The organism is uncultured Williamsia sp., assembly GCF_947494875.1.
Taxonomy (GTDB): domain Bacteria; phylum Actinomycetota; class Actinomycetes; order Mycobacteriales; family Mycobacteriaceae; genus Williamsia_A.
In genome coordinates, this window is sequence record NZ_CANLWM010000001.1 from 557,864 (window position 1) to 578,709 (window position 20,846).

The 20,846-nt window shown below is 69.2% G+C and carries 14 protein-coding genes; 7 read left to right on the plus strand and 7 right to left on the minus strand.

Features of this window, described 5'->3' with window-relative positions:
- The first annotated feature begins 8 nt into the window (after positions 1 to 8).
- The gene (locus tag Q1A98_RS02870; protein WP_299569713.1) at positions 9 to 1,148 is read left to right on the plus strand and encodes a histidine kinase; all 1,140 of its coding nucleotides are present in this window, start codon (positions 9 to 11) and stop codon (positions 1,146 to 1,148) included.
- A complete protein-coding gene (locus Q1A98_RS02875; protein ID WP_299569715.1) occupies positions 1,141 to 1,755 on the plus strand; it encodes a response regulator transcription factor in 615 nt (204 codons plus the stop codon). Before Q1A98_RS02870 ends, Q1A98_RS02875 begins: the two co-directional genes overlap by 8 nt.
- An 8-nt stretch (positions 1,756 to 1,763) precedes the next feature.
- On the opposite strand, the gene Q1A98_RS02880 is transcribed toward Q1A98_RS02875, so the two are convergent.
- Both Q1A98_RS02880 and Q1A98_RS02885 read right to left on the minus strand, forming a co-directional pair.
- Entirely contained in the window at positions 1,764 to 3,380 is a 1,617-nt protein-coding gene (locus tag Q1A98_RS02880; protein ID WP_299569717.1) for an HNH endonuclease signature motif containing protein, read from the minus strand.
- Between the two features lie 66 nt (positions 3,381 to 3,446).
- Positions 3,447 to 4,376 carry an alpha/beta fold hydrolase gene (locus tag Q1A98_RS02885; protein WP_299569719.1) on the minus strand — a complete coding sequence of 310 codons (930 nt, stop codon included), beginning with the start codon at positions 4,374 to 4,376 and terminating at the stop codon, positions 3,447 to 3,449.
- 475 nt (positions 4,377 to 4,851) lie between these two features.
- On the opposite strand from Q1A98_RS02885, the gene gltB reads away from it, so the two are divergent.
- Both gltB and Q1A98_RS02895 read left to right on the plus strand, forming a co-directional pair.
- Positions 4,852 to 9,459 carry a glutamate synthase large subunit gene (gene gltB / locus Q1A98_RS02890; protein WP_299569721.1) on the plus strand — a complete coding sequence of 1,536 codons (4,608 nt, stop codon included), beginning with the start codon at positions 4,852 to 4,854 and terminating at the stop codon, positions 9,457 to 9,459.
- On the plus strand, positions 9,452 to 10,918 hold the full coding sequence (locus tag Q1A98_RS02895; RefSeq protein WP_299569723.1) for a glutamate synthase subunit beta: 1,467 nt from the start codon (positions 9,452 to 9,454) through the stop codon (positions 10,916 to 10,918). The genes gltB and Q1A98_RS02895 overlap by 8 nt, the downstream gene beginning before the upstream one ends.
- A gap of 7 nt (positions 10,919 to 10,925) precedes the next feature.
- Here the strand turns inward: Q1A98_RS02895 and Q1A98_RS02900 are convergent, their stop codons facing one another.
- Positions 10,926 to 11,798 (minus strand): SMP-30/gluconolactonase/LRE family protein, encoded by an 873-nt coding sequence (locus Q1A98_RS02900; RefSeq protein ID WP_299569725.1) that lies wholly within the window; start codon positions 11,796 to 11,798, stop codon positions 10,926 to 10,928.
- The gene (locus tag Q1A98_RS02905) at positions 11,795 to 12,478 is read right to left on the minus strand and encodes a TetR/AcrR family transcriptional regulator (protein WP_299569727.1); all 684 of its coding nucleotides are present in this window, start codon (positions 12,476 to 12,478) and stop codon (positions 11,795 to 11,797) included. The genes Q1A98_RS02900 and Q1A98_RS02905 overlap by 4 nt, the downstream gene beginning before the upstream one ends.
- A 78-nt stretch (positions 12,479 to 12,556) precedes the next feature.
- Here Q1A98_RS02905 and Q1A98_RS02910 point away from each other — a divergent pair, with 78 nt between their 5' ends.
- Positions 12,557 to 14,953 (plus strand): acetyl-CoA acetyltransferase, encoded by a 2,397-nt coding sequence (locus tag Q1A98_RS02910; protein WP_299569729.1) that lies wholly within the window; start codon positions 12,557 to 12,559, stop codon positions 14,951 to 14,953.
- A gap of 1 nt (position 14,954) precedes the next feature.
- Here the strand turns inward: Q1A98_RS02910 and Q1A98_RS02915 are convergent, their stop codons facing one another.
- The 3 genes from Q1A98_RS02915 to lysX form a co-directional block, all read right to left on the minus strand.
- A complete protein-coding gene (locus Q1A98_RS02915) occupies positions 14,955 to 15,515 on the minus strand; it encodes an enoyl-CoA hydratase (protein ID WP_299569731.1) in 561 nt (186 codons plus the stop codon).
- Between the two features lie 239 nt (positions 15,516 to 15,754).
- Positions 15,755 to 16,666 carry an alpha/beta hydrolase gene (locus Q1A98_RS02920; protein WP_299569733.1) on the minus strand — a complete coding sequence of 304 codons (912 nt, stop codon included), beginning with the start codon at positions 16,664 to 16,666 and terminating at the stop codon, positions 15,755 to 15,757.
- Complete coding sequence (gene lysX / locus Q1A98_RS02925) at positions 16,663 to 19,956, minus strand: bifunctional lysylphosphatidylglycerol synthetase/lysine--tRNA ligase LysX (RefSeq protein ID WP_299569735.1); 3,294 nt, start codon at positions 19,954 to 19,956, stop codon at positions 16,663 to 16,665. Before lysX ends, Q1A98_RS02920 begins: the two co-directional genes overlap by 4 nt.
- A 92-nt stretch (positions 19,957 to 20,048) precedes the next feature.
- On the opposite strand from lysX, the gene Q1A98_RS02930 reads away from it, so the two are divergent.
- Positions 20,049 to 20,276 (plus strand): RNA-binding S4 domain-containing protein, encoded by a 228-nt coding sequence (locus Q1A98_RS02930; RefSeq protein WP_299569736.1) that lies wholly within the window; start codon positions 20,049 to 20,051, stop codon positions 20,274 to 20,276.
- A 10-nt stretch (positions 20,277 to 20,286) separates the two neighbouring features.
- On the plus strand, positions 20,287 to 20,772 hold the full coding sequence (rraA, locus tag Q1A98_RS02935) for a ribonuclease E activity regulator RraA (RefSeq protein WP_299569737.1): 486 nt from the start codon (positions 20,287 to 20,289) through the stop codon (positions 20,770 to 20,772).
- The last annotated feature ends 74 nt before the right edge of the window (positions 20,773 to 20,846 follow it).

Here is a 20,846-nt window from a genome sequence, read left to right on the forward strand (position 1 = left end):
TCGATCCCATGACGAGCGTCGAGACCGCCACCACCGGACGCCATGTCCGGTGGTGGCCGGGCTCGCGTCCGACGCCGGACCGGTCTTGGGCGTTCACCGCGGTGTGGTTGGTCTTCCTCGCCTACCCGATCGTCTCGTTGCTGCGCTCGGGCCAGGACGTCGCGAGTGTGGTCTGGGGACTGGTGCTCATCGCGCTGTTCGCGATCACGTACGTGGTTGCGGCGACGCACATCATGTCCTGGCGAGACGAGCAGCGGCGCCGTGCCGCTGTCGGGTACGGGCTCGTGCTGATCGTGCTCGCTGCGGCCGCGTCCCCGGTCCTGGCGGACGGAACGGTGTCGTTCACGCCGTATCTGATGGGCATCGCGGCATTCGGTTTCGGTGGTGTGCTGGGGCCGGTCCTCGTCGGCGTGGTCCTCGTGGTCGGCCTCGTGTTGCCGCTGATCGTCCCGGGGTGGACGCTGGACTCGGGAACCGTTCTCGCGCTGGTGATCGTGGCGTTGGTGATGGTGCTGATGATCTCTGCGCGAAGTGCCGAACAGAGGCGCGAGGAGGCCGAGACCCGGCAACGCGAGGCCGACGAGCGCCTCGCCGTCATCGCCGAGCGAGAACGTGTCGCCCGCGACGTCCACGACATCCTCGGGCACTCGCTGACGGTGATGACCGTGAAGACCGAGCTCGCCGGTCGCCTCGTCGACATCGACCCCGAGCGGGCGAAAGCGGAACTGGCCGAACTGCACGCACTGTCCCGTCAGGCTCTCGCCGAGGTGCGCTCGACGGTCGGGGCGCTGCGTACCCCCGACCTGCGCACCGAACTCGCCTCCGCACGGACAGCGCTGTCGGCGGCGGAGATCGCCGTCGAGATCGACGGTTCCGTCGACGACATCGCCTCGGCGCGCCGTGATCTCTTCGCGTGGGTGGTCCGGGAATCCGTGACCAACGTCGTCCGGCACAGCGGGGCACGGGGCTGTCGGATCGGTGTCGCTCCCGATCGGGTCGTCGTGCACGACGACGGCGCCGGCATCTCCGAGCACGCTTTCGGCAACGGGCTGCGTGGACTGACCGAGCGCGTCGAGGCCGCGGGCGCCCGGTTGTCTGTCGTCGGTGACGCCGGTGGCACGACGGTCTCGGCGGTGTTCGATGGCTGAGCCGATCCGGTTGCTCCTCGCCGACGACCAGGCGCTCGTCCGGGGAGCGCTCGCCGCACTGCTGGAACTCGAGCAGGACATCACCGTGGTCGCCCAGGTCGGCCGCGGTGACGATGTCGTCGACGCCGCGCGCACACACGACGTCGACGTGTGCCTGCTCGACATCGAGATGCCCGGTGCCGACGGGATCGAGACCGCTGCGGCCGTGCGAGACGCTCTGCCGCGCACCCGGTCTCTCATCGTCACGACGTTCGGACGCCCGGGGTACCTGCGGCGGGCGATCGACGCGGGCGCGTCCGGGTTCATCGTCAAGGACACGCCGGCCGCGGAGCTGGCCGACGCCGTCCGACGAGTCCATTCCGGGCTGCGGGTCATCGACCCGACCCTCGCCACCGAGAGCCTCACCGACGGGACGAGCCCGCTGACCGACCGGGAGCGAGACGTCCTTCGTGCCGCCCTCGACGGCGCGACGGTCGCGACCATCGCGGGGCGGCTGCACCTGTCGCAGGGGACGGTCCGCAACTATCTCTCGAGCGCGATCGGCAAGACCGGCACCTCCACCCGCGCCGAGGCTGCCGCGACGGCTGAACGTCGCGGGTGGCTGTAGCGCATTACTCAGTAGGGTGGCGGGTCGGCGTCTTCCTGCTGCTCGATGGCGCGCTGGTGTGCGGCGCGGGCTGTTGCTCGGCGCTGATCGAGTGTTGTTCTCGCCGGGTGTTTTTCCGGCTTCCCGGGTGGTCCGAGGGCGGGGAAGATGTCGAGGGCGGTGTAGGCGTTGCCGAGGAACATGTGGCCGGTCGGCGATTGGAAGAACGCCTCACCGAGGGGTGATTGGTAGTCCCGCCAGGCCTTGTCGAAGGTTTTGGTGCGGTGGTGGAACCGGCACAGCGGTTTCATGTTCGCCCGGGTGGTCTGGCCGCCGTGGCCGGGGTCGTGGTGGTCGAACGGGTCGGTGTGGTCGAGGTCGACGTTCCAGGCGGGGGATGAGCAGCCGGGGAAGGTGCAGCAGATCTCCGAGCATCGGATGAGCGTGGCGAGTTTCTTCGAGGGGACGTAGGTGGACGCTGCTGTCGCGGCGCGGGTGGGGTCGTCGCGGCGGAGGAATTCGCGCTGGGCGTCGGCGAGCAGGGCGCGCATGGTGTCGGCGTCGATGATCCCGCGCCCGTCGAGGTAGCCGGGGTGATCATCCAACCCGAGCAGGGTCGACAGGTTGGCCACGATGTGGAACACCGGCCGTGCCGGGCCGACCGGCGGGGCGATCGGTTGCGGGGCCACGGGATCGACGACAGGCGCCTCGTCCCCGGCCGGGGCGGAGTCGTCAGCCGGGGCGGGGTGCACCGTCGCGTCGACATCCACGTCCTCCGCAGGCTGCGTGCAGCTCTGGCAGCCGCAGACGAGGTGATCGAGTCCGGCGGCGAGGGCGATGAGCGCGTCGGCGCGGCGTTGAGCCCGGGAGCGGGGGTCACCGGAGTGGACCGAGCCGGCCATCGCGGTCAGGCGGGCGTCGATGGCGGCGGCGTCGACCATCGGCAGCGACGCCGACACCCGCGAGGCGCCGGGCTGGAACCGGTCGGGGCGGATGGTCACGTCGCGGTCGGCGGCGGTGCGTTCCTTACGCCGTACCAGCGCGTCGGGGTCGACCATCGCCACGATCGCGTCGACCATCGCGATCAGTCGGGCCCGTGAGAGCGGTGGCCGGTCGAACAGGGCTTGGGCGATGTGGGTGTCGAGGATCTTCATCAGGTCCGGGTCGATCACGAGTTTCGTGCGGGTGCAGATGAGCAGGAACCCGGCCAGATCGATCCGCCCCACCGCGAGGGCGTGGCCGGTGAACACAAGTCGGTAGCGGGCGGTGTCACCGGCGACGATGATCTCCCGCGCTTTCGCCGCTGGGACGTTCAGGACGGCACCGATCTCGGCGGTCGCCCGCTCGAGCCCGTCGGGCCCGAACTCGGCCCGCGGATCGATCCCCGCCACCCGGTCCATCTGACCAGCAAGGATCTCGTCGACCGACGATCGTTGCCCGGAGTCGTGTTCGGCGACCTCGACGAGGTGGTCCTCGCACCGCTCGTCGTGGATGAGCGACGCTGCTTGCAGCATCCGGTAGTCGGCCGAGGCGGTGATCGAGCGGCAGTGCGCGAGGATCTCGATCAGCTCAGCGGCGGAGTGCTTCTCGTCCGCGGTCAGCGACGCCACGACACCCGCGGTGTCGAGAGTCCCCGATTCGCTCATGTGTTCGACTATAGGCGGGACCACCGACAACAACCAGGGCAACGGCTCAGCCTGTGGAGAACCCGTTCACACCCCCGACAGCGGTGACGAGAAGACGCACGGTGCCAGCGGGTACGACGGGTCGAGGGCGCGGAGCACGTAGCTGAGCGCGCGACGGTCGTAGGTGATGGCCAGGTGGTCGGTGTAGTCCTGCGGGCAGGAGTCCTGCAGCGTGATGTTCGTGACCGCCGGCCCCGACAGGAACGCCGAGGTGTACGGGGTGACGACCTCGTCATAGCGGGTCTCGATGACCGTGTGGCGGACCCCAGGGACCGTGTCGCCGCCGCTGTTGAGCCGTCGGAGGAAGTCCGACCCGACGACCTGCTGGCGGATGGCGGTTCCCAGCCCCAGTCGGAGCGCCTCCGGGACGCCGGGGATCGCGGCGAGCCCGAGGACGGTGGTGCCGTGGTTCGACGGCGCCAGTCCGATGAGCTGGTCGACTGATCGCGAGCCGCCCAGGAATTTGAGGTAGTAGCGCGGCATCATGCCGCCCTGCGAATGGCCCACGATGTCGACCTTGGCGGCCCCGGTCGTTGCCTTCACGCGATCGACGAACGCCGCCAGCTGCGCCGCCGACCCCTCGATGGGACCCGTGGCCCCGGTCTTCCGTGCCCCCGGGAAGCCGAGGTAGGTCGACGACGGCTGCTGGCCGAAGTTGAACGCATAGACGCAGTAGCCCTGGTTCTTCAGCAGCGGTGAGAGGGCCTGCCAGTCGATCGTCATGTTGAACAACGTCCCGTGCGTGAGCACGACGGGCTCGGGGTGACGGGCCGTCGGCCGACAGGAGAAGTCGTTGGCGCCGGGCGGAGACGAGTCGGGCGATGCGACCGCCGTCGCCGTGGCGGCGCCGAGCGAGTAGACGACGGGCAGCGGACGCGCTGCCGCCGTCCCGGCGAACACGCCGGTGACGACGGTGGCGACCGCCGCGACCACGGCCCATCGTGTGACTCGACCCATGTCAGCCTCCGCAAGCACGCGGGTCGTCGACGTCGACGGCCCCGAGTCCGACGGTACGACGGATCGTTGATTCCCGTTCGCAGATCGAACGATCTCGGTGCATCGGGTCGCGCCCGAGGCGCGGGTGGTGGATGCTCGACGACGTACAGAAGGACGGTTCCGTGACCCGACCGTCACCTCAGGTCACTGTTTGTTTCGTTGATTTCTGTCCGGACCGTCCGGCGTGAGAAAATGGTCGGAATGACCAGGTGACGGTGATCCCGTCGGACGCGGTCATCACACACCGCCGCCCCCCGGGGCGCCGGTCAGCGACGGTCAGCAATGGGGCTGGCCGTTCGCAGACCATCGGTTCTGCCCGCATCGTCGCAGGTCGGAACCGATCACAGGTTGGACTCATCACGACTGGACCAGCACGCCGTCGTACCCTCGGTCGGGATGAGGAGTTGTCGCGCGAGCGACGTTAGGGCGGATACGAATGAAGCACGCTCCCGGCCCCGCAGGGCACCGGTACCCGAGCCCGCAGGGCCTGTACCACCCGATGAACGAGCACGACTCGTGCGGCGTCGCCTTCGTGGTCGACATGCACGGTCGACGCAGTCGCGACATCGTCGACAAGGCGATCACCGCACTGGTGAACCTCGAACACCGCGGAGCGGCCGGCGCCGAGCCGAACACCGGCGACGGCGCGGGCATCATGCTCAACGTCCCCGACCGCTTCTTCCGCGAGGTCGTCGACTTCGAGCTCCCCGAGGAGGGGTCGTACTCGACGGGCATCGCCTTCCTGCCCCAGGGCTTCAACGACGCCGTGCTGGCGTGTGAGTCGGTCGAGAAGATCGTCGAGGCCGAGGGCCTGACCGTCCTCGGCTGGCGCGACGTGCCGGTCGACGACGCCTCGCTGGGTGCGCTCGCCCGTGACGCCATGCCGACCTTCCGGCAGATCTTCCTCGGCGGCGCGTCGGGAGACGATCTCGAGCGTCGCAGCTTCGTCGTGCGCAAGCGCGTCGAGCACGAGCTCGGCACGAAGGGCGCCGGCCAGGACGGTCCGGGCCGCGAGACGGTGTACTTCCCGAGCCTGTCCGGCAAGACGTTCGTCTACAAGGGCATGCTGACCACCCCGCAGCTCAAGGCGTTCTATCTCGACCTGCAGGACAACCGCGTCGAGAGCGCTCTGGGGCTCGTCCACTCACGCTTCTCCACCAACACGTTCCCGTCGTGGCCGCTGGCGCATCCGTTCCGTCGCGTCGCCCACAACGGTGAGATCAACACCGTCACCGGCAACGAGAACTGGATGCGGGCGCGCGAGCGCCTGATCGACACCGCGGTCTTCGGCGACGGCACCGGCGAGAAGATCTTCCCGATCTGCACCGACGGTGCCTCGGACACAGCGCGTTTCGACGAGTGCCTGGAGCTGCTGCACCTCGGTGGCCGTTCGCTGCCGCACGCCGTGCTGATGATGATCCCGGAGGCGTGGGAGCGTCACGAGACCATGAAGCCCGAGCATCGGGCGTTCTACCAGTACCACTCGACGCTCATGGAGGCGTGGGACGGACCGGCGTCGGTCTGCTTCACCGACGGCACCGTGATCGGCGCCGTGCTCGACCGGAACGGTCTGCGCCCCAGCCGCATCTGGGTGACCGAGGACGGTCTCGTCGTGATGGCGTCCGAGGTCGGCGTCCTCGACATCGACCCCGCCACAGTCGTGCGCCGCCTGCGCCTGCAGCCGGGCCGGATGTTCCTCGTGGACACCGCGCAGGGCCGCATCGTCGACGACGAGGAGATCAAGGACACCCTCGCCGCCGAGCAGCCGTACCAGCAGTGGCTCGACGAGGGCTTCACCGTCCTCTCGGACCTGCCGAGCCGGCCGCACATCCACATGGCCCATGAGCGGGTCCGTCTGCGCCAGCAGGTCTTCGGCTACACCACCGAGGAGCTCAACCTCCTCGTCACGCCGATGGCGAAGACGGGCGCGGAGGCCATCGGCTCGATGGGCACCGACACACCCATCGCGGTGTTGTCGATGCGTCCGCGGATGCTCTTCGACTACTTCCAGCAGCGCTTCGCCCAGGTGACCAACCCGCCGCTCGACGCCATCCGCGAGGAGATCGTCACCAGCATCGGCGTCACCATCGGCAAGGAGTCCGACCTCCTCAACCCCGGACCCGAGTCGTGCCGGCAGATCGCGCTCCCGCAGCCGATCCTCGACAACGACGACCTGGCGAAGCTCGTCCGTATCGACGACGACGGCAACTGGCCCGACTTCCGGTCGGTGCAGATCCATGGCCTGTACCCGGTCGCCGAGGGCGGCGAGGGTCTGCGTCGCGCCATCGAGGACATCCGTCGCAAGGTGTCCGAGGCCGTCGCCGGCGGTGCGCGCCTGATCGTGTTGTCGGACAGGGAGTCCGACGAGAAGCTGGCGCCGATCCCGTCGCTGCTGCTGACGTCGGCGGTCCACCACCACCTCGTCCGCGAGCGCACCCGCACCCAGGTGGGTCTGCTCGTCGAGGCCGGTGACGCCCGCGAGGTGCACCACATGGCGTGCCTCGTCGGCTTCGGCGCCGCAGCCATCAACCCGTACATGGCCTTCGAGTCGATCGAGGACATGGTCGAGCGGGGCGTGCTGGGCGACATCGACTTCCCGACCGCCTGCAAGAACTACATCAAGGCCGCCGGCAAGGGCGTGCTCAAGGTCATGAGCAAGATGGGCATCTCGACGCTCGCGTCGTACACCGGTGCCCAGCTGTTCCAGGTCATCGGCATCGGCCAGGCCACGGTCGATGAGTACTTCTCGGGCATGCTGAGCCACCTCGACGGCATCGGTCTCGACGAGATCGCCGCCGACGTCGCCGCGCGTCATGCGCTGGCGTTCGAGGCCCGGCCGGAGGAGCGCGCGCACCGCGAGCTCGAGGTCGGTGGCGAGTACCAGTGGCGCCGTGAGGGCGAGTACCACCTGTTCAATCCGGACACGGTGTTCAAGCTGCAGCACGCCACCCGCACCGGTCAGTACTCGGTGTTCAAGGAGTACACGAAGCTCGTCGACGACCAGTCGCGCAAGATCGCCTCCCTGCGTGGCCTGTTCGACTTCAACTTCGGTGACCGCGACCCCATCCCGATCGACAAGGTCGAGTCGGCGCACGAGATCGTCAAGCGCTTCTCCACCGGTGCGATGAGCTACGGCTCGATCTCCGGTGAGGCGCACGAGACCCTGGCCATCGCAATGAACCGTCTCGGCGGCCGGTCGAACTCGGGTGAGGGCGGCGAGAGCGTCGACCGGTTCGATCCCGACGAGAACGGCGACTGGCGGCGCAGCGCGATCAAGCAGGTCGCCTCGGGACGCTTCGGTGTCACCTCGCACTACCTGACGAACTGCACCGACATCCAGATCAAGATGGCGCAGGGCGCGAAGCCCGGCGAGGGCGGGCAGCTCCCGCCGCACAAGGTGTACCCGTGGATCGCCGAGGTCCGTGGCTCCACGCCCGGGGTCGGTCTGATCTCGCCGCCGCCGCACCACGACATCTACTCGATCGAGGATCTCGCCCAGCTGATCCACGACCTGAAGAACGCCAACCCGGCGGCCCGCATCCACGTGAAGCTGGTCTCCGAGGTGGGCGTCGGCACGGTAGCTGCGGGTGTGTCCAAGGCACACGCCGACGTGGTGCTCATCTCCGGTCACGACGGTGGCACCGGCGCGACGCCGCTGACGTCGGAGAAGCACGCGGGCGCACCGTGGGAGCTCGGCCTCGCCGAGACCCAGCAGACCTTGCTGCTCAACGGACTCCGGGACCGCATCGTCGTCCAGGTCGACGGCCAGCTGAAGACCGGTCGTGACGTCGTGGTCGCCGCGCTGCTCGGTGCCGAGGAGTTCGGCTTCGCCACAGCACCTCTCGTGGTCTCGGGCTGCATCATGATGCGTGTCTGCCACCTCGACACCTGCCCCGTGGGTGTCGCGACGCAGAACCCGGAACTGCGCAAGCGGTTCACCGGGAAGCCTGAGTTCGTGGAGAACTTTTTCCTCTACATCGCCGAGGAGGTGCGAGAACTCCTCGCGCGCCTCGGGTTCCGGACGCTGCAGGAGGCGGTCGGTCACGTCGAGGCGCTCGACACCACCAAGGCGATCCAGCACTGGCGCGGAGCCAAGGCCGGCAAGCTGGACCTGTCGCCCATCCTGGCCGTGGCGGATTCGCCGTTCATGAACCAGGACCTCTACAACTCGGGTCGCCAGGACCATGCGTTGGACAAGGCGTTGGACCAGCAGCTGATCGCGCAGAGCCGCGGGGCCATCGACGCGGGTGAGCGGGTGTCGTTCACGTCGGCGATCTCGAACGTCAACCGAACGGTCGGCACGATGCTCGGCCACGAGGTGACGAAGGCGTACGGCGCCAACGGTCTGCCCGACGGGACGATCATCATCGACTTCGCCGGGTCCGCGGGCAACAGCTTCGGGGCGTTCGTACCGCGCGGCATCACGTTGCGGCTCGAGGGCGACGCCAACGACTACGTGGGCAAGGGACTCTCGGGTGGACGGATCGTCGTCCGCCCGCCGAGTGTCGCCCCCGAGAGCTTCGTAGCCGAGAAGAACATCATCGCGGGCAACGTGATCGGCTTCGGCGCCACCGCCGGCGAGATCCTGCTGCGCGGCGTCGTCGGCGAGCGGTTCTGCGTCCGCAACTCGGGCGTGACGGCTGTCGTCGAGGGCGTCGGCGATCACGGGTGCGAGTACATGACCGGTGGTCGTGTGGTGGTGCTCGGTGACACGGGACGCAACTTCGCGGCCGGCATGTCCGGCGGTGTCGCCTACGTCTACGACCCGTTCGGCAAGCTGCCGGACAACCTGAACACCGAGTTGGTGGAGCCCGAGACCCTCGACGACGAGGACCTGGAGTTCCTGCACGGGATCGTGGAGAAGCACGGCAACGAGACCGAGTCCCCGGTCGCCGCAGCGATCCTGGCCGACTGGGAGAACACACAGCGCGCGTTCATCAAGGTGATGCCGCGCGACTACAAGCGAGTCCTCATCGCGATCGCCGACGCCGAGAAGGCCGGCCGCGACGTGGACGAGGCGATCATGGAGGCCGCTCGTGGGTGACCAGCGAGGTTTTCTGAAGCACACCGAGCGGGAGCTGCCCCCGCGGCGTCCCGTGGACCTGCGACTGCAGGACTGGAAAGAGGTGTACGAGAAGCACGACCACGAGATCCTGCAGCGCCAGGCAAGCCGGTGCATGGACTGCGGTATCCCGTTCTGCCACAACGGCTGCCCGCTGGGCAACCTGATCCCGGAGTGGAACGACCTCGTCTACAAGGGCCAGTGGAAGGACGGGATCGAACGTCTGCACGCGACGAACAACTTCCCGGAGTTCACGGGTCGTCTGTGCCCCGCCCCGTGTGAGGCGTCATGTGTGCTGGGCATCAACCAGCCTGCTGTGACCATCAAGCAGGTCGAGGTCGAGCTCATCGACAACGCCTTCGACAAGGGCTGGGTGCACCCGGTCATGCCGACCACCAAGACGGGCAAGCACGTCGCGGTCATCGGCTCCGGACCCGCGGGACTCGCCGCAGCGCAGCAGCTCACGCGCGCCGGCCACGACGTGACCGTCTACGAGCGCGCCGATCGCATCGGCGGACTGCTCCGCTACGGCATCCCCGAGTTCAAGATGGAGAAGCGCCACATCGATCGGCGCATCGCACAGATGGAGGCCGAGGGCACCGTCTTCAAGACGGGCATCACCGTCGGACAGGACATCTCCGCCGACGACCTCCGCGCCCAGCACGACGCGGTGGTCCTCGCCAACGGGGCGACGTCGTGGCGCGACCTGCCCATCGAGGGCCGCGACCTCGAGGGCATCTACCAGGCGATGGAGTTCCTGCCGTGGGCCAACAAGGTCCAGCTCGGCGACGACGTCGTCGGTGACGACGGTCAGCCGCCCATCACCGCGAAGGGCAAGAAGGTCGTCATCATCGGCGGTGGCGACACCGGCGCCGACTGCCTGGGCACGTCGCTGCGCCAGGGTGCCGAGATCGTCCACCAGTTCGAGATCATGCCGCGGCCGCCGGACGAGCGCGCCGAGAGCACCCCATGGCCGACGTACCCGCTGATGTTCCGCGTCTCCTCCGCCCACGAGGAGGGCGGTGAGCGCGTGTTCTCGGTCAACACCGAGAAGTTCATCGGCGAGAACGGCAAGGTCACCAAGCTGGCCGCGCACGAGGTCGTCATGAACCAGGGCAAGTTCGAGAAGGTGGAGGGTTCGGAGTTCGAGCTCGAGGCCGATCTCGTCCTGCTGGCCATGGGCTTCGTCGGTCCGGAACGGACCGGCCTGCTCGACGGCCTCGGTGTCGAGTACAACGAGCGCGGAAACGTCAAGCGCGACGACGACTTCCAGAGCACGGTCCCCGGCGTGTTCGTCGCGGGGGACGCCGGTCGCGGCCAGTCGCTCATCGTGTGGGCGATCGCCGAGGGTCGTTCCGCGGCCGCCGGCGTCGACCGCTACCTGACGCAGGAGAGCTACCTGCCCGCGCCGATCCACCCGACGCAGGCACCGCAGCGATAGATCTCGCTCAGCGAAGGGCCACCGACAGCAACCTGCCGTCGGTGGCCTCTTTGCGTGCGTGCTCGTCGAAGTCCGGTGCGGCGCAGACGAACAGCGTGCGCCCGTCGTCCCCGCCGAACCCGCACGCGAACACACCGCTGTCAAAGGTGATCTCGTCGACGACACCCTCGCCCTCGACGACCTTCGCGACCCGTCCACCGAGCGCGTCGGCGACCCACAGAGCGTCGTCCGCGTCGATGGCACAGCCGTCGGGTGCGAGCACGATCTGACCCATCGCCGTCGCGGTGTCGGCCATGTCCGGCAGGTCGCCGAACACGGCCCAGTCGCGGCGATCTCCGAGCGATCCGTCGTGGTGGATATCGAACACGCTCACGCGGTTGCCGATCGTCTCGTCGACGACCAGGCGCCCGTCGGACGTCAGAGCCATCCCGTTAGGGAACCACAGGTCCTCGGCCACCACACGGGCCGAGCCGTCGGGCTCGACGAGGATCAGCGAGGTCGGCGCCGGGTCACCGCCGTTCATCAGGTCGAAGCCGAAGTTGCCGACATAGGCGCGGCCCCGGTCGTCGACGAGCATGTCGTTCAGGTGGTGGGTCACCATCGACGAGAGGTCGGCGTGCACGACCAGGGACCCGTCCGACTCGCGGCGCAGGATGGTGTGGTCGCGCATCGACACCACGAGCAGCCGGCCGTCGGGCAGCCAGCCCAGACCCGACGGCTGCTGCGGGATCTCCGCCTCCACCTTCGCGTCGGAACCGTCGGCGTTCGCCGAGATGACTTTGTACGAGTAGAAGTCCGAGACCCAGATCCGGCCGTCGTGCCAGCGTGGGCACTCGAAGTACGTGTAGTTCTCCAGGACCGTGGTCACCTCGGGTGTCATGTGTCCGATGCAACCACGCGGCCCGCAGCGCCGGGCCGATATCCGATGACGGGCGCGATGGTGCTGCGGGCGAAGGCGCGGACCGCGTCGGGGTCGCCGAGGTCGACGGCGAGACCCGGAGCCAAGAGGTAGGCCAGTCCCAGATGGACGAGCACGTCGGCCTGCTGGTCGGGGTCGCCGACGGTGATCGCGCCGGCCCGGTGTGCGCGGCGGAGGTTCGCGGCGACCGCGTCGAACGCCAGGGACACCGGTGACGGGTCGCCCTCACACAACGCGGCGAGCAGGTCCGCGCGCTGGCGGCGCGGCCGGGCCAGCACCGGATCGGCATCGAGCGCAACGCATATCGCGAACCCCTCCACGACCTGCTCCACGGGATCCCGCACGACCGCGAAGCGCTCCACCATCGCCCCGATGACCCGGGCCACGACGCGGGTCAGGGCCGCCTCGAAGACCGCGTCCTTCGACGCGAACCGTCGGAACACGGTGGCGCGACCCACGCCCGCCTCCTGGGCGACCTCGTCCACGGTCGCGTCCGTGGTGCCACGGCGGCTAAGAACACTCACCGCGGCATCCAGGATGCGGTCGACCGTCGGGTCGTCACGTGCGACCGCGGTGCCCGCGATCGACTGGCGGACCGCCCGGGCGAACAGATCACTCATCGGGGCGCCGGGACGAGTCACGCGGAGATGGTCTCACGGGGGCGCACGCCCTTGTGAGACTATTGACGGGGTAATGGTCTCAGATGGTCAGGAGTTGTCGTGAGCGATGTGGATGCGCTGGACCCGACGACGCCGGTGGTGATCGGGGTCGGGCAGGCGAGCGAACGCCTCGACGACGACGGGTACCAGGCGCTCTCCGAGGCAGATCTCGCCGCCGCCGCAGTGCGGAACGCATTGATGGACAGTGGCGTCGATCCGGACCGTGTCGCGGCATCCGTCGACACCGTGGGATCCATCCGGTCCTTCGAGATCTCCAGCCCCCTGTCGTCCTCGCCGTTCGGACGTCCCGACGTGATGCCGGCCGCGGTGGCTCGCCGCGTGGGCATCACCGCGCGCAGGCTGATCGCCGAGGCGGTGGGTGGGCAGAGTCCGCAGCACCTGCTGACCGAGCTCGCCGAGAAGATCGCCGCGGGGCGGTCGGCGGCGTTCGTGATCGCCGGCGCGGAGGCCATCTCGACGAAGCGCCACATCACCGACGGCGACGGTCCGCGGCCCGACTGGTCCGAGCACGACGACGTCGCCGTCGAAGACCGCGGGTTCGGCATCGCCGGGATCGTGACGGCCCAGGAGGCGCGGCACGGACTGCGCGAGCCTCTCTTGCAGTACTCGGTGCTCGAGAACGCGCGTCGCGCTCGACTGGGTCTGTCGCGGGATGCCTACGGCCGGTCGATGGCGGAGCTGTTCGCCCCGTTCTCGGCCGTCGCCGCGAAGAACCCGCATTCGGCGTCTCCCGTCGAGCGAACGGTCACCGAGATCGCCGAGCCGGACGAGTCGAACCGGCGCATCACCGACCCCTACACGCGTCTGATGATCGCCCGAGACCAGGTGAATCAGGCCGCGGCTGTCGTCGTGATGTCCGTGGCACGGGCTCGGGAACTCGGTGTGCCGCAGGACCGCTGGGTGTTCCTCCACGGCCATGCCGATGTGGTCGAGAAGCCCCTGATGCGACGGCCCGATCTGTCGTCCTCGCCGGCGGCGGTCGCGTCGATCCGCCACGCGCTCCACGCCGCGGGGGTCGCCCTCGACGACGTCGGTCACCTCGATCTCTACAGCTGCTTCCCGATCGCCGTGTGGGCGGTGTGCGATGCGTTCGGGTTGTCAGCGGACGATCCGCGCGGGCTGACCGTCACCGGCGGGCTGCCGTATTTCGGTGGAGCGGGCAACGACTACTCGATGCACGCGATCGCCGAGATCGTCGACCGCGTGCGTGCGGAACCGGCCTCGTTCGGTCTCGTCGGCGCGAACGGCGGTGTGCTCAGCAAGTACTCGACCGGGGTGTACTCCACGACGCCGGTGGCATGGCGGTCGTCGACGAGCGCCTCGGCCCAGGCGGATCTCGACGCGACTCCCGATGTCCCGACCGTCGAGCGCGTCGACGGTCCTGCGGTGATCGACTCGTACGTCGTCGGATACGGAAAGAACGGGCCGCGTCAGGCGATCGTCGTCGGGCGTGTCCTGGACCGGGACGGCGCAGCCGGGGCCCGGTTCATCGCGACCGTCGACCGTGAGGACGACACGACGATGCGCTTCCTCGTCGAGGCCGATCAGCCGATCGGGACTCGGGTCGTCGCGCGGTCGTTCGCCGATGGCAACCGCGTCAGTCTGGACGCGGCGACGATGGACCGGCTCCGGCCGGTGCCGCCCGTCGGGTTCCGCGACGACTACAGCGGGGTGCTGGTCCGTCGTGACGGTCATGTCCTGGAGGTGACGATCAACCGCCCGGACGCGCGGAACGCCCTCGACGCCGCGACGAACGCCGAGCTGGACTCGGTGTTCGACGCCTATCTCGCGGACCCGGATCTGTGGGTCGCGATCATCACGGGCGCGGGTGACAAGGCGTTCTCGGCCGGCAACGATCTCGCGGCCACCGCGGCGAGCGGTGGGATGGGCCCGGTGCCGCTCAACGGATTCGGTGGCCTGACCTCACGCTCGGATCTGGTGAAGCCGGTGATCGCCGCGGTGAACGGTCACGCCCTCGGCGGTGGATTCGAGATCGCGTTGGCGTCTCACATGATCGTCGTCGACGAGAACGCGACGTTCTCCCTGCCCGAGGTCAAGGTGGGTCTCGCCGCTTTGATGGGCGGACTCGTCCGACTGCCCCGCGCCCTGCCGAGATCGGTGGCGATGGAGATGATCCTCACCGGGCGCAGGATGACGGCCGCGGCGGCACTCGAGCGCGGTGTCGCCAGTCGCATCGCCCCGGCGGGAACGGTGATGGACGTCGCGCGCGAGCTGGCGGCCGAGGTCGTCGCCTGCTCGCCGACATCGGTACGGGCCTCGCTCATCGCGATCGCCGAGACCGAGAACATCGCCGACCCTGTCGCCGCGGCCGCCCACCCGACCACCGCCCTCGACGAACTGATCGTCAGCCAGGACACCCTCGAGGGCATCACGGCATTCGTCGAGAAGCGGCAGCCGGTGTGGAAGGGCCGCTAGGTCAGGGGACGATGGCGTAGAAGCCGGCACCGTAGGCCAGGGGAACTTGGACTGGTGTGTTGGTTGCGTAGGCGGTCGCACCTATCGAGACCAAGCCGGAGCCCGTGACGATGTCCCGAGTGATCTTCTCGCCTGGCTTGGTGCCGAAGGACGCCGGAACAAAAGTCTGCTTGTAGAGGGTGAGCGCGCTGGTGTGCGTGAACGCGAGCAGGACGCGACACCTCGGGTTTCTGACCCAACCCGGTCCGTTGCCGGTGAAGCCGTTCGACGTGAAAGTCACACGAACGACCGCGCGTTTCGGCGTGGTGAGACGGACGTTGACCGTGCCACGACAGAAGTCGTGGTCGCCGAACATCCCGAAATTGTCCCCGGTGAGAGTGAAGACCGGTAGCGGCTTCGACGGCGGGGCTGCACCTGCCGGCGCGGCGGCGACAACCCCTCCGGTGACAGCGGCGGCAGCCACGGCGGTGGCGGCGATGAACGAGCGGAAACGCGAACGCATGAGATCTCCCCGAGGATCGTTACGATGACGAAGGGAAACGTACTGTACGGACGTACTCACGGGCGAATCGGTTGTCCACAGGCACTGCCGAGCGTGTCCTTGACAGGAACTTCTCAGTCCCATCTGTAACATCCGTCACACGGAATCAGCCGAGCACAGGGAAGTGATCCGTGTGAGAGTTCCTCACGTACCGTCCGTCCTCCGACCCGTATCGACCGACGGACGGCCCACCCGGCCGCCGGGTCGACTCCACCGCCACCGTGCCGCCCGGATGTGGCCCGAGGAAGCCGAGCGCCTCGTCACCGCTTCGGATCTGGCGCTCCTGCAGCCCTGACCCACTCGCCGTCCGCACGCCGCGCGAGCCGGCGGATCGCGTCGGCGACGAGTGCGGGCCGGCTCAGCACCAGCAGGTGACCCGCCGGGCTGATCTCCTCGTAGCTCGCACCGAGGGCCTCGGCGTAGCGACGCTGTCGGGCGCGCCATGCCGATCGCCAGCCGCCGCCGTCGCCGAGCGCGGCCAGCACGGTCACCGGCATCGTGGGGCGGCCTCGCTCGGCGCGCAGGGCACGCAGGTCCTCGTCGATCGCCGGGTAGGCCGCGTTCTCGACGAGGGTCGCCCGCGCCATGTCGACCCGGGTGAACACGTGACGGATCCAGCGGCGTTGGGCGTCGTCGTAGCCCTCCGGCGGTGTCGGCAGTACCGAGGCGTGTGCGAGCGGCCCCACCAGCTGCGGGATCCGGAGGTGGGCAACGAGATCCGCGACACGGTGCCCGTTTGCCGCTCGACGAGACGTCGGTATCGCACGCTTGCCGATCAGCGAGAACGTCCCGTCGATCATCAGCACTGCGCGCGTCCGTTCCGGGCAAATGAGCGCGAAGCCCTCGGCATACAGAGACGACATCGAGTGCGCGGCCAGGACAACGGGTTCGGTGACGCCGAGGTGGTCGAGCACTGCCTCCAGGCGGTCGACCTCGTCGGCCAGGGTCGGCCATCGGTCGCGGGGCAGGGGCGAGCTGAGACCGTACCCGGGACGGTCGTACCGGATCACGGTGAAGTCGTCGACGAGGCGGGCGGTGAGGGCGTCGAGGTCGAACCAGTTGCTCCCGAGCGCAGCCATGAGCACCACCGGCGGACCAGACCCGTCGACGACCACATGTGTCGGCCGGCCGGCGATCTCGGTCACGGTGCCGGGCGGACGGGTGGTGGTCACCGCGGCCGGACCAGTGGGAACGGCAACGTGTCCCGGATGGGCCGTCCGGTGAGCAGCATGACGATCCGGTCGACACCGAGCCCGAGTCCACCGGTCGGGGGCATCGCGTACTCGAGCGCGGTGAGGAAGTCCTCGTCGAGCTCCATCGCCTCCGGATCACCGCCGGCGGCCTTCTCCGACTGTTCGGTGAGCCGTGCACGCTGCTCGACGGGATCGGTGAGTTCGCTGTAGGCGGTGCCGAGTTCCGTACCCCAGGCGACGAGGTCCCACCGTTGGGCGACACCGGGGCGCTGCGGATGCGACCGCGTCAGCGGCGACACCGACACGGGGAAGTCGAGGTAGAACGTCGGAGTGGTGGTGCGTGCCTCCACGAGGTGTTCGTAGAGCTCGAGGACGACCTGCCCGGCGTCCCAGTCCGGGTGCAGGGCGATCTGCAGCCGCTCCGAGATGGACCGCAGCACCGACAGTTCCGCGCCGGGCTCGACGACGACGTGCTCCCCGAGCTTGCACGAGATCGCCTCCGAGACCGCCTCGTGGACGTCGCGCACGGCCCACTCGCCGCCGATGTCGACGCGGTCGACGCCGCCGTCGTCCCGGGGCCGCAGCGCGACCGCCTCGCCGTGTGCGGCCACCGCGGCCGCCTGGATCATCTCCCGCGCGAGGGTGAGCATCGTGCGGTAGTCGCCGTGCGCCTCGTAGGCCTCCAGCGAGGTGAACTCCGGGTTGTGGGTGGCGTCGGCGCCCTCGTTGCGGAAGTTGCGGCCGATCTCGAAGACCCGCTCCACCCCGCCGACGCACAGCCGCTTCAGGTACAGCTCGGGAGCGATCCGCAGATAGAGGTCCAGGTCGTACGCCTCGATGTGCGTCTGGAACGGGGTCGCGTTCGCACCACCGTGGACCCGTTGCAGCACAGGGGTCTCCACCTCGAGGTAGCCGCGACCGGCCAACGTCGACCGCAGTGCCCCGACGACGGCGCTGCGCGCCACCAGCATCTCCCGCGCCGCGGTGTGCACGGCGAGGTCGACGTGGCGCAGGCGGACGCGTGTCTCCGGGTCCGACAGCCCGTTCCATTTGTCGGGCAACGGGTGCAGGCATTTGCCGAGCATCGTCCAGTCGTCACCCAGTACCGACAGTTCGCCGGATCGGCTGCGCCCCATCGCTCCTCGCACGCGAACGAGATCACCGAGGTCGACCGTGGACGCGAACCGAGCGGCCTCGTCGCCCGCGGTCGAGCGGTCGAGCAGGACCTGCACGGTGCCGGTCCAGTCCCGGACGTCGGCGAAGACGACGCTGCCCAGGTCGCGGACGCGCAGGACGCGACCGGCGACGGAGACCGGCGTCGACGGTTCCGCGGTCCGCGCGTGGGCGATGCGATGGGTGGGGGGATCGGCGGGTGGGTAGGCGTCCACGCCGTGGGCGCGCAGCGCGTCCAGCTTGTCCATCCGGACCCGGACCTGTTCGGGGCGACGGGGAACGGGCGGCCCCGCGAACGCCTCCGCCTCGATCGCGGCGACGAGTTCGTCGACGTCGAGGTCGGACGGCACCGCCGACGACGTCCCGACGTACCGGTGGGCGTCACCGCGTCGTCGCCAGGGCACGGCGACGAATCCCTCGGCCAGGACGGCGGCGAGACCGGCGTGCACGATGTCGCGGGCGTCGGCGGCGCACAGGAACCGCGGCTCCCACGTCGGCAGGTACTTCGCGTTGGACTTGTACAGCGACTCCATCTGCACGAACCGGGACGCGAACACCAGCAGGCCGTGGGCACCGCGCATCACGGGCCCGGCACCGATGGCGTCTCCCTGCTCGAACACCGCGCGGAACGCGGCGAAGTTCAGCGAGATCCGGGCGATCCCGTGATCCGGTGCTTGCGTGGCGAGTTCGGACACCATCGCCTCGACGACGCCGTTCACCGCGTCACGGTCGCGCCGCATGAGGTCGAGCGACAACCCGGCACGACCCCAGGGGACGAAGGACAGCATCCCGACCACCCGCTCGGCCGGTGTGCCCGCGTACTGCACCGCTTCGACGAGCAGGCACCGACCGTCCGCGGGGTCGCCGAGCCGACTGAGCGCCATCGCGAACCCGCGCTCCTCGGCGGTGTCGCGCCACGCGTCCGCCCGGATCTCCATCTGCGCGAGTTCGCCCGCCGAGAGTTCCTCGTGACGGCGGATCCGCACGGACACCCCGGCCCGGACGGTGCGCGTCACGGCCTGTCGCACGCTGCGCATCTGTGGCCCCGACGTGCGGTAGCGCCTCGTCTCGATGACCGCCTCGTCGCCCATCGTCAGGGCCGTCATGCCGGAGTCGATGTAGGCCTGCGCACCGCGTTCGCTCGCGCCCATCGCACCCGGCGACCACCCGTACCGCTCGCAGAGCGCGTGGAACTCGGCGATCGCGTCGGGCCAGTGCCGCGGGTCGCCGATGGGGTCGCCGGACGCCAGGCAGACACCGAGTTCGACGCGGTAGGTGATGACCGCACGACCGGAGCGGGCGAACACCGCGGCGATGTCGCGGCGGGTGGAGAAGTAGGCCAGCGAGTTGTCGTCGCCGTGCGCGGCGATCAACGCGCGGATGACGCGCTCGTCGTCGGCGGTCACCAGCCCCGACAGTCGCTGCGACCGGAACAGGACCACGGCCGCCGTCATCAGCGCGAGCGCACCCAGCAGGCCGAGCAGGCCGTTGATGACCATGTAGGAGTGCCGGCCGTCGAAGGTGCGGATGTCGACGGAGGCGAAGGCGACGACGCGGTTGAACGCGTACGCGAGGCGCTGATCGGGTTCGAGGGTGCGGGGGAACGCCTCGACGAGTCCCCACCCGATCCCGGTCGCCGCGAGCAGGCCACCGCCGAGGACGGCCAGGGCGAGCAGCACCGCACCGCGCCGGACACGGGTGAAGAACTGCCGGTAGGTGACGACGAGGAAGGCCAGGATGATCGCGTCGATCACGAGACCGACGACCAGGTTCACCCGGTCGGTCGTCGTGAGGTCGAGGCCCTGCGCCACCGACGGCACGAAGTACAGCGCGTTCGAGACCGCGAACACGACGAGGTAGCCGGTCGTCACCCACCACGCGATGCGCTTGCGTGCCGACAACGCGATCGCGACGACCGCCAGCACGAACGCCCACGCGAAGCTCGTGTCGGGCATCGAGATGACATAGGTGTCGACCCAGTCGCGGGGGACGGCGATGAGGTGGCGGAACGTCGTCGAGACGCTGCCCACCAGCGACAGGCCGGAGAGGACCCCCACCACCACCCCGGCGACGTGCGGTGCCCGCCGTGTGTCCATCGGGCCTCCCGCCTGCCGCGTCGAGAAGCGGCGTCGCGTGCAATCGTGTCAGGTGACGTCCGAGAACCGCCGGTCCACCACGAGGAGAATCGATGACCGTCCCCGAGGTCGCCATCTCCGACGGCACCATCCGCCTGGGGCAGTTCCTCAAACTCGCGAACCTCATCGAGAGCGGCGCCGAGGCCAAAGAGGTGATCGCCGACGGGCTGGTGACCGTGAACGGCGAGGTCGACACCCGCCGCGGGCGGCAGCTGGCGGTCGGAGACGTCGTCGCGATCGGTGGGGTCGCCGTCCGTGTCGGGGCGCAGGAGCAGTCCTAGACTCCCCGTCGTGACCGACACCTCCTTCACCGCGACCGCCGACCTCGTCGACGAGATCGGACCCGACGTCCGCAGCTGCGACACCCAGTTCCGCCAGTACGGCGGGCGGCGTCAGTTCGCCGGACCGGTCCGCACCGTCCGATGCCATCAGGACAACGCGCTGCTCAAATCGGTGCTCGGGACGCCGGGCGACGGCGCGGTGCTGGTGATCGACGGCGGGGGGTCCCTGCACACCGCCCTCGTCGGCGACCTCATCGCCGAACTGGGCCGGTCGAACGGATGGGCCGGGGTGATCGTGTACGGCGCGATCCGTGACTCCGCGGTGATCGGTGAGATGGACTTCGGGTGCAAGGCGCTCGGCACGAACCCGCGGAAGTCGACGAAGACCGGGGCGGGCGAATCCGACGTCGACGTCGCGTTCGGTGGCGTCACGTTCCGCGCCGGAGACGTGCTGCACAGCGATGACGACGGGATCGTGGTCATCGCGGGGGCCTGACCACCAGCCTTTCGCGCACGCGTGGATGCGCCTACACTCGTGGACTGACAACGCGCATTGTCAGATGCGCATCC